The 14,101-nt window shown below is 61.6% G+C and carries 12 protein-coding genes; 4 read left to right on the top strand and 8 right to left on the bottom strand.

Annotated features, from left to right (window positions below):
* Positions 1-220 precede the first annotated feature (220 nt).
* Positions 221-1,234 carry a UDP-glucose 4-epimerase GalE gene (gene galE / locus VVR12_RS00365; RefSeq protein WP_368549140.1) on the top strand — a complete coding sequence of 338 codons (1,014 nt, stop codon included), beginning with the start codon at positions 221-223 and terminating at the stop codon, positions 1,232-1,234.
* Positions 1,235-1,318: 84 nt separating this feature from the next.
* Here galE and VVR12_RS00360 read toward each other — a convergent pair whose 3' ends face one another.
* The 7 genes from VVR12_RS00360 to VVR12_RS00330 form a co-directional block, all read right to left on the bottom strand.
* Positions 1,319-2,605: a citrate synthase gene (locus tag VVR12_RS00360; RefSeq protein ID WP_368549139.1), complete on the bottom strand. Its 1,287-nt coding sequence runs from the start codon at positions 2,603-2,605 to the stop codon at positions 1,319-1,321.
* 191 nt (positions 2,606-2,796) lie between these two features.
* Positions 2,797-3,930, bottom strand: coding sequence for a succinyldiaminopimelate transaminase (gene dapC, locus VVR12_RS00355; protein ID WP_368549138.1), 1,134 nt, complete (start codon positions 3,928-3,930; stop codon positions 2,797-2,799).
* 173 nt (positions 3,931-4,103) lie between these two features.
* A complete protein-coding gene (gene fdxA, locus VVR12_RS00350; RefSeq protein ID WP_368549137.1) occupies positions 4,104-4,427 on the bottom strand; it encodes a ferredoxin in 324 nt (107 codons plus the stop codon).
* Between the two features lie 138 nt (positions 4,428-4,565).
* Entirely contained in the window at positions 4,566-5,030 is a 465-nt protein-coding gene (locus VVR12_RS00345; protein WP_368549136.1) for a hypothetical protein, read from the bottom strand.
* Positions 5,031-5,034: 4 nt separating this feature from the next.
* Positions 5,035-5,946: a PIG-L family deacetylase gene (locus VVR12_RS00340; RefSeq protein WP_368549135.1), complete on the bottom strand. Its 912-nt coding sequence runs from the start codon at positions 5,944-5,946 to the stop codon at positions 5,035-5,037.
* Between the two features lie 160 nt (positions 5,947-6,106).
* Positions 6,107-8,014 carry a translational GTPase TypA gene (typA, locus tag VVR12_RS00335; protein WP_368549134.1) on the bottom strand — a complete coding sequence of 636 codons (1,908 nt, stop codon included), beginning with the start codon at positions 8,012-8,014 and terminating at the stop codon, positions 6,107-6,109.
* Between the two features lie 259 nt (positions 8,015-8,273).
* Entirely contained in the window at positions 8,274-10,043 is a 1,770-nt protein-coding gene (locus VVR12_RS00330) for a BCCT family transporter (RefSeq protein WP_368549133.1), read from the bottom strand.
* A 395-nt stretch (positions 10,044-10,438) separates the two neighbouring features.
* Here VVR12_RS00330 and pgi point away from each other — a divergent pair, with 395 nt between their 5' ends.
* The gene (gene pgi, locus VVR12_RS00325; protein WP_368549132.1) at positions 10,439-12,118 is read left to right on the top strand and encodes a glucose-6-phosphate isomerase; all 1,680 of its coding nucleotides are present in this window, start codon (positions 10,439-10,441) and stop codon (positions 12,116-12,118) included.
* Between the two features lie 107 nt (positions 12,119-12,225).
* On the opposite strand, the gene VVR12_RS00320 is transcribed toward pgi, so the two are convergent.
* Positions 12,226-12,918, bottom strand: coding sequence for a pyroglutamyl-peptidase I (locus tag VVR12_RS00320; protein WP_368549131.1), 693 nt, complete (start codon positions 12,916-12,918; stop codon positions 12,226-12,228).
* A 111-nt stretch (positions 12,919-13,029) separates the two neighbouring features.
* Between VVR12_RS00320 and VVR12_RS00315 the strand changes: the two genes are divergently transcribed.
* Together VVR12_RS00315 and VVR12_RS00310 are read left to right on the top strand one after the other, a co-directional pair.
* Positions 13,030-13,629 carry a DUF805 domain-containing protein gene (locus tag VVR12_RS00315; protein ID WP_368549130.1) on the top strand — a complete coding sequence of 200 codons (600 nt, stop codon included), beginning with the start codon at positions 13,030-13,032 and terminating at the stop codon, positions 13,627-13,629.
* 45 nt (positions 13,630-13,674) lie between these two features.
* Entirely contained in the window at positions 13,675-14,091 is a 417-nt protein-coding gene (locus VVR12_RS00310) for a hypothetical protein (protein ID WP_368549129.1), read from the top strand.
* Positions 14,092-14,101 lie beyond the last annotated feature (10 nt).

Below are 14,101 nucleotides of genomic sequence, written 5' to 3'. Positions count from 1 at the left end.
GGGAACCGTAGCGTTCCCGCCCTTTGTGTACGAGGGATACGCACAAGGGCCCACAGCGTGAGGGGTTCATTCCACCGGTTCGCTCGAACTTCACGTGGTAGCGGCACGGTAAAATGTGGCGTGAAGCGTCCCCCGTCAACCGGGGAATAACGGGCCATGGCCCGTGGAGACCGGTCGGCACGTGATTGCGCTCAGCCGAAGAGAAGAGGAATTTACAAACATGAAGATTTTGGTCACCGGCGGATCCGGTTACATCGGTTCCCACACCGTTCACGAACTGCTCAACGCGGGCCACGAGGTCGTCGTCATGGACAACCTCGCCAACTCCTCCGAGGAGTCGTTGCGCCGCGTGGCTGAACTGACCGGAAAGCAGGCCGAGTTCCACCAGGTCGACCTCCTCGACCCCGAGGGCATGAAGAAGCTCTTCCGCGACACCCGCCCCGAGGCCGTCATTCACTTCGCAGGCCTCAAGGCCGTCGGCGAATCGGCAGAGAAACCGCTGTGGTACTACCAAACCAACGTGGCTGGCACCTTGAACCTGCTCTACGCCATGGAAGAAGTAGACTGCAAGACCATCGTCTTCTCCTCCTCGGCGACCGTCTATGGCGAGCCCGAAGAGATGCCGCTGACCGAGAAGATCAACATGGACGCTCAGTCCTGTTACGGCCGCACCAAGGAGCACATCGAAGACATGCTCCGCGACCTCGGCGCCTCGGACGCCTCGTGGAACATCGCGCTGTTGCGCTACTTCAACCCGGTGGGCGCGCACGAGTCCGGCCGCATCGGCGAAGACCCCGCGGGCATCCCCAACAACCTGGTTCCCTTCATCGCGCAGGTGGCTGTGGGACGCCGTGAACACCTGAATGTGTTCGGCAACGACTACCCCACCGTCGACGGCACCGGCGTGCGCGACTACATCCACGTGGTCGACCTGGCCAACGGTCACCTCAAGGCGCTGGAATACCTGGCCTCCCACGGTGGTCTGCACACCTGGAACCTGGGTACCGGCAACGGTTACTCGGTGCTCGAGGTGCTCCATGCCTTCGAGAAGGCCTGCGGTAAGGAGCTGCCCTACAAGATCGTGGACCGTCGCCCCGGTGACGTCGCCGTCTCCTACGCCGACCCGTCCTCGGCGCTGGCCGATCTGGGTTGGTCCGCTGAGCGCGACATCGACACCATGGTGCGCGACCACTGGAACTGGCAGAAGAACAACCCCAACGGGTACGAGGCTTAAACCTCCTCGCCGAAGTCCGGGTTAAACACCGAGGTCCTACCAATTCTGGTAGGACCTCGGTGTTTAAGGAGGACTTCGCGAAACTTAGTTGGCTGTCGGGTAGTGACGCTCGGTCTCACCGACGTAAACCTGACGGGGACGTCCGATCTTGGTGTCGGGGTCGTTGATCATCTCGGTCCACTGAGCGATCCAACCCGGCAGGCGGCCCATGGCGAAGAGCACGGTGAACATCTGCTCGGGGAAGCCCATGGCCTTGTAGATCAGGCCCGAGTAGAAGTCGACGTTCGGGTACAGCTTACGCTCGATGAAGTAGTCATCGGCCAGTGCCTTCTCCTCGAGGCGACGAGCGATGTCGAAGAGCTCCTCGTTGCCACCGATCTTGTCCAGCACCTCGTCGGCGCGGGCCTTCACGATGCGTGCACGCGGGTCGTAGTTCTTGTAGACACGGTGACCGAAGCCCATGAGTCGCACGCCGTCTTCCTTGCGCTTGACCTTCTCCATGTACTCCTCGGGCTCGATGCCGCGATCCTTGATCTCGTTGAGCATCTTCAGCACCGCCTCGTTGGCGCCACCGTGCAGCGGGCCGTAGAGGGCGTTGATGCCGGCGGATACCGAGGCGAACATGTTGGCGTGTGCCGAACCGACCAGGCGCACGGTCGAGGTGGAGCAGTTCTGCTCGTGGTCGGCGTGCAGAAGCAACAGGGTGTCGAGCGCCTTCGCCACGACCGGGTCGGGCTCGTACTCTTCGGTGGGGAAGCCGAAGCACATCTGCAAGAAATTCTCGGTGTAATTCAGCTTGTTTTGAGGGTACATCAGGGGCTCGCCACGGGACTTCTTCAGCGCGTAAGCGGCCAGGGTGGGCACCTTGCAGAGCAGGCGGAAGGTTGAGATCTCGACCTGACGCGGATCGAACGGATCCAGCGAGTCGGCGTAGAACGTGGACATCGCCGAAACCGAGGAAGCCAGAACCGCCATGGGGTGGGCGTCCTTGGGGAATCCGGCGAAGAACATCTTCATGTCTTCGTGGATCATGGTATGCCGACGAACGGTGTCGTCGAACTCCGCGTACTGCTGCGCGGTCGGCAACTCGCCATAGATCAGCAGGTAGGCGGTCTCCAGGAAGTTCGAGTGCTCAGCCAATTCTTCGATCGGGTAGCCGCGGTAACGCAGAATGCCGTTGGCGCCGTCGATATAGGTAATCGCCGATTTCGCGTTAGCGGTGTTCATGAAGCCCGGGTCGTACGCCGTGGTGCCGGTTTCCGAAAGCAGTCCGGTGGTGGTGAAAGCCCCGGCGCCTTCGCTGGCCTCCACGTACTTAAGCGTCAGCTCTTTGTCCTTGTGCTTGAGAACTGCGTCGTTGTTTTCAGTCATTCTTCCCCCTCGTCTTCAGGACTGTTCGGTTGAGATTTCCTGGTATGAACCCCAGACCATTCGGGGGCTCCTCTGCATCGTCAGCCTTCACAGCTACATACTTTGCCTGTGTTGCAGTTTACCCATTTGTTTGCCGTAAATCACATTGAGCCCGTGCGGTCCCCCACTTTCGGGTTATTTTGACCATATGTTCATTCTGAGCTCAAACGCTGTGCCGCTGCCGCGATATCGGCATCGGAACCAGTCAGCGCGATACGCACATAACCGGCCCCCTCATCGCCATAGAAAACACCCGGGCCGATCAAGATCCCACGTTGCGCGAAACGTTCCACGGTAGTCCAGGTGTCCTCCCCCGCGGTGGCCCAGAGGTACAGACCCGCCTCAGACCCCTCGATCTTCAGGCCAAACTTCTCCACTGCGGGAAGCAACAACTCGCGGCGAGCGCGATAGCGGTCTTTCTGTGCCGAGACATGCTCATCGTCGTTCAGCGCCGCCACCATCGCAGACTGCACCGGGGCGGCAACGATCATGCCCGCGTGCTTACGGGAGTTGACGAGGTTGGGCATGATCTTCTCGTCACCGGCCAAGAATGCCGCGCGGTAGCCGGCCAGATTCGATTGTTTCGAGAGCGAGTACGCGGCAAAGAGTAGCTCGTTGGAACCACCTGTCACGCGCGGATCCAGGATGGACGGCACGGCCTCCCCACCGCGGGCGGCGTCCCATTCGCCCCACCCCAGTTCGGCGTAGCATTCGTCCGAGGCCACGGCGGCACCCAAATCGCGAGCCTGCTCCACCAGCCGACGCAACGAGGCGATGTCCCGCACCTGGCCGGTGGGATTACCCGGCGAGTTCACCCACACCAGTTTCACGCGGGCGCGGGTTGCGGCGTCTAACTCGTCGAGGGAGTCGGCGGCAACGTGTTCTGCCCCGGCCAGCCGCGCACCGATGTCGTAGGTCGGGTAGGCCACCCGCGGGCGCACGACAACGTCCCCCTGCCCCAAGCCCAACAGGAACGGCAACCACGCCACCAATTCCTTGGAACCTACCGTGGGCATCACCTGAGCGGTATCAAGACCGGGGACGTTGCGGCGGCGAGCGAACCAGTTGACGATTGCCTCGCGCACCTCGGCCGTTCCGTGGGTGGTCGGATAGCCGTGTGCATCGGCGGCCTCGGCCAGCGCCGCACGAATCACCTCGGGGGTGGGATCCACCGGTGTACCAATCGAAAGGTTCACCAGGCCATCGGTATGAGCCTGGGCCTTGGCGCGGTAAGGTTCCATCTGATCCCACGGGTAATCGGGCAGGTCAAGGCCAAAACGGGGCACGGGTTTTTCCTCTCGAATCAGGCAGTACTCTTTCGACTCAGTCTAATGCCTGGGCCCCGGCTCCCCTCACTCACTCTTCCGCATGGTGAACTCTGCACCACACTCCCCTAGATACGACAACACCGCGCCACCTGAGGTGACGCGGTGTTGAACACAAGTTGCGGGATACTGCCCTAACCCTGGTTCTGTTTGGGCAGGGCGGCGATCCAGTCGACATCCTTACCCGTGTTGCCCAGGCGAGCCGCTCCACCGGGCGAACCGAGGTCGTCGAAGAAATCGACGTTAGCCTGGGTATAGTCTTCCCATTCCTCGGGAACGTCGTCTTCATAGTAGATCGCCTCAACGGGGCACACTGGCTCGCAAGCGCCGCAGTCTACGCACTCGTCGGGGTGGATGTACAGCGTGCGCTCGCCCTCATAAATGCAGTCAACGGGGCATTCTTCAACGCATGCGCGATCTTTGACGTCAACGCAAGGCTGGGCAATCACATAGGTCATGCGGGGGCCTTTCTTCGGGATGTCGCTGAGTTCTCTGATCCTTGAATCGAGAACCGAATCTTCATCTATAGTAGTCACCGCAGACGCGGTGAATCGAGTTTAGTGGCCTAATTGACAGGGCACATAAATATAACTTAATTATTTTTGAACACGCTGGGTGCGACGCCTGAGGCTACGCCCCACCACCACATTGGAGACGGCGGTGGCCGCCATTGTCCCCAAGAGCCAGAGGGTGCCGGCGACACCCACGGGTACCACCGGGTTCAAGAGCACCAGTACCGAGCCGGTCTTGGCGAAGCCGAAGACCGCGATCAGCATGAACGCGACCACACCCACCAGCGATCCCGCCCAGGTCTTCTCAGCCCTCAACGAGCACCAGGTTGCCGCGCAAAACACCAGCAGAATGCCGAGTACAGCTCCCCAGGGAAGATAGATGTCCGGGGTGATATGCCAGATGAAAGCGTGGTACATCGTGCCCGCGAACCCTGTCAACAGCCCCAGGCAGATGGCGGTCAGCACCGAGTTGGCGGGGGTGGGAGCCACCCGCGCGGGGGCCTGTTCGGTGAGTCGGTCGTGCCGTCGGAACGTGGTGAAGAAAGACAAAATATCAGTCCTGGGCCAGATAGCGGGTCGTGGCGTCCGCAGCGGACCACAGCAGTCGATAGGTCTCGCGCGGAGAGATCTTCTGCGTCACGCCGTTGGAGTACTCGAAGGTGTCTTCCCCGGTGATGGTGAGCTGGGTGACATGCTCGGCCATGCCCGCTTTCTTGCGTTCCAGGGAACCGTCGATGACCGCCTGTTGGCGCGTGTCGTTGGCCTGCACGTCCCCCTCTAGTCCCCAGAAGTAGACCGGGAACTGATGTTCGTCGGCCACCAGGGTGCGAATCGCGAGGTCGGCGGCCTGGAAGGTGCGCAGGTGATCGGGGTGGCCATACCCGCCGTCGTGATCATAGGCAACGACGACGTCCGGGTTCAACTGATAAATCACCGTGGCAATAGCGCGGGCCTGAAGCGTGAGATCGGTAGCCGTCAAACAATCCGATGCCGCCTGAGAGTTGGCCGTGGCGCGCCCATCGGCGCCCCATTCCATCCCAGAGTCGCGATAGTAACCGGGTGAACCCGGCACGAATGAGGATTGCTGCCCCAGGTAGAGACGTTTCTTGATCCCCAGTGCCTTAGCGGCCGCACGCAACTCGATGGTGCGCAGACGACCCAGGCCGTCCCCGTGGTCGGTGGCGGGACCGTCCGCCGCCTGCAGATACTTGAACTCCTCGGGAATCACCTCGCCCATCTCACCGCGGGTCATCGTCAACAGGTAAACCGAAGCCCCCTGTTCCGCGTAGTGCCCGATCGTTGCGCCGGTGGCGGTTGATTCGTCGTCGGGGTGAGCGTGCAAGAACAGAATTTTGGCCTTGGCCGGATCAAGACCGGGCGGCAAGAGTGAATCCACCGCGTGGGAATCTACCACCGTACCCTGCGGCGGGTAATACGGCTGAACGGAGGAGTGAGCATCGGTCACGTCAGGACGTCCCTTCGTTGGGTATCAAGGATATCTACGGCACAGCGTCAGCTATGGCTCAGGGGCCACCGGCGGCGCAAGCCAGGCCGGTGGCCCCTGGATCGCTACCCCGCACCCCATCTACGGGTCACCGGATAGCGGTTGAAATGATGTGCGAGGATTAGCCCTTAGCGCGGCGGCGTGCGGCACGCACGCGCTCGTTGGCGTCCAGAATAACCTTGCGGATGCGGATCGCCTCGGGGGTAACCTCAACGCACTCGTCCTCGCGAGCCCATTCCAGGGACTCTTCGAGGGTGAGCTTCTTGGGCGGAGTCATGTTCTCGAAGTTGTCCGCGGTCGAGGAACGCATGTTGGTCAGCTTCTTCTCGCGGGTGATGTTGACTTCCATGTCGTCCGAACGGGAGTTCTCACCGATGATCATGCCCTCGTACACCTCAGAGGTGGGTTCCACGAAGATCGTGCCGCGCTCCTGCAGACCGATGATCGCGTACGGGGTGACCACGCCGGCGCGGTCGGAGATCATCGAACCGTTGGAACGGTAGTCGATGTCGCCAGCCCAGGGCTCGTAACCGGTGGAGTACGAGCTGGAGATACCTGCGCCGCGGGTTTCGGTCAGGAACTGGGTGCGGAAGCCGATCAGGCCACGGGCAGGCACGGTGAATTCCATGCGGACCCAGCCGGTGCCGTTGTTCGACATACCCTCCATGCGGCCCTTACGCGCCGCCATGAGCTGGGTGACCGCGCCGAGGAATTCCTCGGGCACGTCGATGATCATGTGCTCCATGGGTTCGTGCAGCTTGCCGTCGATCTCGCGGGTCACAACCTGGGGCTTGCCCACGGTCAGCTCGAAACCTTCGCGACGCATCTGCTCCACCAGGATCGCCAGGGCGAGCTCGCCGCGGCCCTGAACCTCCCACGCGTCGGGACGCTCGGTGGGCAGCACGCGCAGGGAGACGTTACCGATGAGCTCTTTGTCCAGGCGATCCTTCACCTGGCGTGCGGTCACCTTGGCGCCCTTGACCTTACCGGCCAGCGGCGAGGTGTTGATACCGATGGTCATCGAGATCGCCGGGTCGTCCACGGTGATCAGCGGCAGCGGCTTGGGGTTCTCGGGGTCGGTGAGGGTTTCACCGATGGTGATGTCTTCGATACCTGCGACCGCCACGATCTCACCGGGGCCTGCGGACTCGGCGGGCACGCGCTCGAGCGCTTTGGTGGCCAGCAACTCGGAGATACGCACGTTCTTCACGGTGCCGTCCTGGCGGGCCCAGGCCACGGTCTGCCCCTTCTTCAGGGTGCCGTTGAAGATACGCAACAGCGCCAGGCGGCCGAGGAACGGCGAGGAGTCGAGGTTGGTCACGTGCGCCTGCAGAACCTCGTCGGGGTTGTAGCTGGGGGCGGGCACGTGCTTGAGGATGGTTTCGAACAGCGGTTCGAGGTCGTCGTTGTCCGGCAGCGCACCGTCGGCGGGCTGGTTCAGGGATGCCGCTCCGGCCTTACCCGAGGCGTAGACGACGGGCACGTCGAGCAGGGCATCCACGTCGAGATCGGGTACCTCATCGGCCAGGTCGGAGCCCAGGCCCAGGAGCAGGTCCATCGATTCGCCGACGACCTCATCGATGCGGGCGTCGGGACGGTCGACCTTGTTGACCACGAGAATCACGGGAAGCTTAGCGGCCAGCGCCTTGCGCAGCACGAAACGGGTCTGCGGCAGCGGGCCTTCGGAGGCGTCGACGAGAAGAACCACACCGTCGACCATCGACAGGCCGCGCTCGACCTCGCCGCCGAAGTCGGCGTGGCCGGGGGTGTCAATGACGTTGATGGTGACGGTCTCACCGTCGGCAGAGGGGCCGTTGTAGAACACGGTGGTGTTCTTGGCCAGGATGGTGATGCCCTTTTCCTTTTCCAGGTCACCGGAGTCCATGACGCGATCTTCGACGTCTGCGTGGGCAGAGAAGGCGTGGGTCTGCTGGAGCATGGCATCCACGATGGTGGTCTTGCCGTGGTCAACGTGGGCCACGATTGCCACGTTGCGAAGGTCGCTACGTGAAGCGGTGTTTTCTGACATGCGTAAGGATCTCGCTTAAATCTAGGAAATAGAACTGCCCGCCGCGTACACGCGGATGGCGGGCACTCAAAAGTGCTCACCGCGCAGGTGGGCTCAGTGCCACTATACCCGCCTGCCCTACGCGGGACAGACCCAGGTGAGCAAAGTGACGTAAATTGTTGGCAAACCTTCAACGGTATAGAAAAACCCACCCCGGGAGAACTCCCGGGGTGGGTTGTGCTGAAGGCGCTCTTTGAATCAGCTCACCAGCTGTGTTCAGTTAGCGACGGCTCCACGGCTTCTTAGGTGCCTTTGCGGAGCCCTTGCTCAGCTCGGGACCTTCACCGCGGTCAGTCGCCGCTGCCGGGGCCGAGGTCGAACCGGCAGCGTTACGTTGCTCGGTGACGACCGGGATTTGTCCAGTGTTAGCGAGCTGCTGGATCGCCGCGGTGTTAGCGTCGGTCTGCAGCGCGACGTCCGAGACGGCCGCCTCGAGTCGGTTGTCGACGGTGGAGAGGATCTCCTCGCGGACGCTGCGACGCTGAGCACGAACGAACAGGCGGTGTTCGTAGCTGAGTGCCTTGTACAGCGACACACACATCATCAGAATAACGACCGAGAACGGGATGGCCGTGAGGATCGCGACCGTCTGAATCGCCGAGAGTGAGTCGGTGCCACCGGCCCAGATCAGGGCGATCGCGGTAGCTGCTGCCACAAGCACCCAGAACACGCGAACCCAGGTCTTGGGCTCGGGCGAACCATGGGTGGAGATCATACCCAGCACCAGCGCACCGGAGTCGGCGGAGGTCACGAAGAACACGATGACCAGCAACAGTGCGCCGATGGTCAGCGCGCCGCCAGCCGGCATGTTCTCGAACATGCGGAACAGGGCGTTCTCAGCTGAGACTGTGCCGTCGGCTTCCAAAAGGGTCTTGTCGCCAAAGAGTTCCTGGTTCAGTGCGGTGCCACCGAGCACCGAGAACCAGAAGAACGAGGTCAGCGCGGGCACCAGCAGAACACCGGTCACGAACTCGCGCACGGTGCGTCCCTTCGAAACGCGGGCGATGAACATACCGACGAAGGGCGACCAGGAAATCCACCAGCCCCAGTAGAAGGTGGTCCAAGCGGCCTGGAACTTCTCGCCGTCGCTACCGTAGAGCGCCAGGGTCGAGAAGGTCAGGGAGACCACGTTCTGCAGGTAGTTACCGATGGCTGCCACGAACTCGCGTAGCAAGAAGAGGGTGGGACCAAGGAAGAGCACTGCCAGGCAGACGATACCCGCCAGGATCAGGTTGCCATTCGAGAGCCACTTCATGCCCTTCTCCAGGCCGGTGACCACCGAGAAGAGGGTGATGCCCATCAACACGATGATGATACCGGTCAACCACCAGTTACCCTGCGCCGGGATGTGGATGTAGTTCAGGCCGGCGGCAATCTGCATGACGCCCAGGCCCAGGGAGGTAGCCACACCGAAGAGGGTACCTACCAGCGCCACTACGTCGATGACGTCGCCCCACTTGCCTTTGATCCGTTCCCCCAAGAAAGGTTGCAGGGAGTAACGGATCGAGAGCGGCTGACGCAGGCGGTGGGTTGCGTAGGCGATGGCTAGGCCAACGATCACGTAGATCGCCCAAGGGTGCAGACCCCAGTGCAGGAACGCCTGGCTCATAGCCGCCTGGGCGACCTGCTCGCTGGTGCCGGAAACGCCCGGACGCGGCGAGACGAAGTGCATCAGCGGTTCGGTAGCACCGTAGAAGACCAGGCCGATACCCATGCCCGCTGCGAACAGGAAGGCTACCCAGGTAGTGAACGAGTAATCGGGCTCGTCGTCATCGTCGCCGAGCTTGATGTCGCCCATGCGAGAGAAACCCAGATAGAGTGCGAAGACTACGAAGAACGCCACGATGGCGACGTAGTACCAACCGAAATAGTTAATGACGTCCGACTGCAGAGCGTCGAAAATGCCTTTGGCTTTTTGCGGAAAAACAAGGGTAAACCCGATGAACAAAGCCATGATGATGGCTGCGGGCCAAAAAACGCGGGGCGCCAAAGATCCTTCGCGAACGTTGTCGCGAATTTCCCGAGGTATATCGTTTTTTCTCAAATCCGGCTCGTGATGAGGCGGAGCGTCGTGTGAGACTGCCATAGAAAGTACCTCTTTAATCTGTATGCGATTATCAGTGACCCCGCAATGAGAGGGCGGGGCACCATGCGCATGGGCACAGCAGTGCCCATCGCTACTCCTTCCACCGTAACGAGTCAAGAATATAAGGGCAACCAATAGGCCAATTCTGCCGGCAAGAGTGCTCGATCTAACGATTTTGAATCATCGATGCTCATTAGGTAAGACCACAGCAGTAACGGTGTGGTGCTGAGAGAATGATTCGAACTACCATGGTGCTGAACCGTCAAACCGAATACCCAAATCTGAAGGACACGGCACGTATGAGCAAGCACATCGTCGATCCCACCACAACCGGTGCCTGGGCTGAGCTGAAGTCCCTGCGCGAGGACCTCTCCCCCGATCTGCGCGGTTGGTTTGCCACAGATCCTCAACGCACAGAAAAGCTAAGCTTCACCGCCGCTGACCTGCATGTAGACCTTTCGAAGAACCTCATCACCGACGACGTCCTAGCGCAGTTGCTCAAGCTGGCCGACGAGGTAGGCCTCGAGGATCGTCGCACCGCCATGTTCTCCGGCGAGCACATCAACGTGACCGAAGACCGCGCCGTGCTGCACACCGCGCTGCGCCGCCCCAAGGACGCCGCCGAGAAGCTCACCGTCGACGGGCAGGACGTCGACGCCGACGTTCACGAAGTACTCGCCAAGGTCTACGACTTCGCAGATAGCGTGCGTTCGGGCGAGTGGACCGGCGTGACCGGTAAGAAGATCGAGACCGTGGTCAACATCGGCATCGGCGGTTCGGACCTCGGCCCCGTCATGGTCTACGAGGCACTGAAGCCCTACGCGCAGCAGGGCCTGCAGGCACGCTTCATCTCTAATATCGATCCCACAGACGCCGCCGAGACCGTCGCCGACCTGGACCCCGAGACCACACTGTTCATCGTGGCCTCGAAGACCTTCGGCACCCTGGAGACTCTTACCAACGCCCGCGTGTGCCGCGCATGGCTCCTGGATGGTCTGCGTTCGAACGGTGCGCTGGAAGGCAAGGAAGACAACGAGGCGGTGGCCGCACACTTCGTGGCCGTCTCGACCGCGCTGGATAAGGTCGAGGCCTTCGGCATCGACCCCAAGAACGCATTCGGTTTCTGGAACTGGGTCGGCGGCCGCTACTCGGTCGATTCGGCCATCGGAACGGTGCTAGCTATCGTGCTCGGCCCCGACTCCTTCGAAGAATTCCTGGCCGGTTTCCACGCCATGGACGAGCACTTCCGCACGACCAAGCTGGCGCAGAACGTACCCGCGCTCATGGGTCTGCTGAATGTGTGGAATGTGAACTTCCTCGGGGCACACACCCACGCCGTGTTGCCCTACGATCAGTACCTGCACCGCTTCCCCGCGTACCTGCAACAGTTGACCATGGAGTCCAACGGCAAGGGTGTGACCGCTGAGGGCAAGCAGGTTTCGTACCAGACCGGAGAGGTGTTCTGGGGCGAACCGGGAACCAACGGTCAGCACGCCTTCTACCAGTTGATCCACCAGGGCACCCGCATCATCCCCGCCGATTTCATCGCCTTCGCCAATCCGGTACACCCCACTCGCGACGGCGAGCAGGACGTGCACGAATTGTTCCTGGCGAACTTCCTCGCACAGACCAAGGCTCTGGCCTTCGGCAAGACCGCCGACGAGGTGCGCGCCGAGGGAACCGCAGAGAATATCGTTCCCGCCCGCGTCTTCACCGGCAACCGCCCGACCACCTCGATCATGGCCTCGAAACTGACCCCCTCGGTACTGGGCCAGCTGATCGCGCTCTACGAGCACATCACCTTCGTTCAGGGCGTGGTCTGGGGTATCGATTCCTTCGACCAGTGGGGTGTGGAGCTGGGCAAGCAGCTGGCCCTGCAGCTGGCTGACGCCGTCGCCGGCGACCGTGAGGTGCTGGCGCAGCAGGATTCCTCCACCCAGTCGCTGATCGGTTACTACCTGGAGCATCGCGCTCAGTAGGCTTCTCCCACAGCGCCTCGCGGGCGGGAGTACCGAGAATTCGGTGCCCCCGCCCGCGGTGTTTAAAACCGAGGTCTCTGTGCCCGTTACGTTGCGTTGCCCTCGGTTTAGTGTTCGGAAGATTCGAGTTCGGCCAGAGTAGTCAGCACGACCAATTCGAGAACCCGGGCGGCCTCGGCGAGCGCTACGCTGGGCATCTTTTCCGTGGCGGGATGAGGGACGCCTCCGGCAGTGGTCTCCGCCTGCATGTGGTCGGGGTGGAGTTCGGTGATCGCGGGAACGTGAACGAACCCGGCGGGCACGTCGGGGCCGACCAGAGACATTAAGGAATAGAAGACGTGGTTGCAGACGTAGGTGCCCGCCGAATAGGAGAGGCTCACCGGCAGGTTCTCGGCGACCGCCGCCTGCCAGGACGCGCGGGTCGGCAGGGTGGAGAAATAGGCGGCGGGTGCGTCCTCGGTGATGGGCGCGTCCGTGGGCTGAAATCCGTCGTTGTCGGCGATGCGCGCGTCGTCGAGGTTGATGGCTACCCGTTCGAGGCTGACGCTGTCTCGCCCGACGGCCACCCCGCAGCTGATGGCCAGCACCGGTCGGGTCTCATCGAGGGCGACCGCCAGGGCCTTACCCGACCCCGCGAACGTGACCGGCAGCTCCCGGGTCTCGATGCGAAGGTGCGGAGCCGATGAGTATAAAAGCCGGGTTGCTTCGTCCACGACGGCCTGGCTGGGATTGAGGGGAACCCCTTCGAAGGCGCCGAAATATGTCAACAACACCGTGAGCTGTTTCTGCTGGTCAATCAAGGGATTGTCTCCTAACGCCGGACGTCATAATCGACCGTTTCGGGTAGATGAATTAGAGGTGCGGTTACAGTGGTATATAACCACGCACACCCCCACCCACGAAAGAGTCACATGTCTGAGCAGTCACCTTACGGTAACTACCCAACGCCCCCGAACAATGCCGCTCCGCAACAGTCTCCCTATACCCAGAACGGTTATCAGGGATACCAGCAGAACGGTTCGTTTAATTACTCGCAGAACACGATGCAGGGATACAACCCGGCGGGCAATGGTCAGTCCCGGCCGCGCCCGAAGGTGGGATTCGGCACCGCGATTCGCAACAGTTTCAAATACATCTTTCACTTCTCTGGCCGTGCTTCGCGTTCGGAATATTGGTGGGTTTTCTTGTTGTGGGCGATCCTCTTTACCCTGGTGGGTCTGGGCATGATCGTCTCGCTCCTGGTGAGCGCCGGTGCGTCTTCAAGCGCTGCGGAAGACATCGGATTCTCCATCTTTTTCGGCCTCTATCTGTCTCTCTTTCTTCTCGGGCTCTTACACGCGGTCCACATGCTGGCGCTGACCTGGCGCCGGTTGCAGGATGCCGGCTACCCGGGAGCGCTGTCCATCCTTATGTTCGTGGGTATCGGCATCGTCCCCTTCGTGATGTCTTTCTTCCCGAGCTCTCCCGAGGGGTATCAGTACGACCGCCCCGCCGACTACAACCGTCCGTAGGCACGGTGTGGCCCCTCGATTGCGCCACCGCGTAAACTGAGGGGCATGGCCGAGTACATTGCACCTACCGAAGATGACCCCGATGCGCTGAACCTCGACGGTTTCGATGAGGAAATCCGTCAGGAGTCGGCTCGCGTTGCCCACCCTGTTCCGCACGCGTCGTTCTTGACCGCGTTGCGGAATTTCTATGGCCAGTACTGGCTGACGCGCGGTTCCTCTTCTAGCAGCGAGTTCGGCTGGGGCGTGGGTTGGGCCGTGCTGAGCACGCTCGCGCTGACCCTGTTGACGATGTGGATGCACGACGTCGTGCTCACCGGGGGCGACGCGGTCAGCTCCCTCTTCCGCGTGCTGTACATGCTCATGGTGTGGGTCGCTCCCGGTTGGTTGATGGTGCACATCGGGCCCACCGTCTCGCTCATTAAGCGTTATCGAAACGGCAGGCCCGCGCGCACCCGAAAGTAGTTAGCTACCG

It is taken from the genome of Rothia sp. LK2588, assembly GCF_040946465.1.
Lineage (GTDB): Bacteria > Actinomycetota > Actinomycetes > Actinomycetales > Micrococcaceae > Rothia.
This window is presented reverse-complemented; position numbering and strand designations above follow the sequence as displayed.

Bases quoted from the DNA above. Each gene is read 5' to 3' on its own strand.
- galE (WP_368549140.1), top strand. From the start codon at position 221: ATGAAGATTTTGGTCACCGGCGGATCCGGTTACATCGGTTCCCACACC.
- VVR12_RS00360 (WP_368549139.1), bottom strand. From the start codon at position 2,605: ATGACTGAAAACAACGACGCAGTTCTCAAGCACAAGGACAAAGAGCTG.
- fdxA (WP_368549137.1), bottom strand. From the start codon at position 4,427: ATGACCTATGTGATTGCCCAGCCTTGCGTTGACGTCAAAGATCGCGCA.
- typA (WP_368549134.1), bottom strand. From the start codon at position 8,014: ATGTCAGAAAACACCGCTTCACGTAGCGACCTTCGCAACGTGGCAATC.
- pgi (WP_368549132.1), top strand. From the start codon at position 10,439: ATGAGCAAGCACATCGTCGATCCCACCACAACCGGTGCCTGGGCTGAG.
- VVR12_RS00315 (WP_368549130.1), top strand. From the start codon at position 13,030: ATGTCTGAGCAGTCACCTTACGGTAACTACCCAACGCCCCCGAACAAT.
- VVR12_RS00310 (WP_368549129.1), top strand. From the start codon at position 13,675: ATGGCCGAGTACATTGCACCTACCGAAGATGACCCCGATGCGCTGAAC.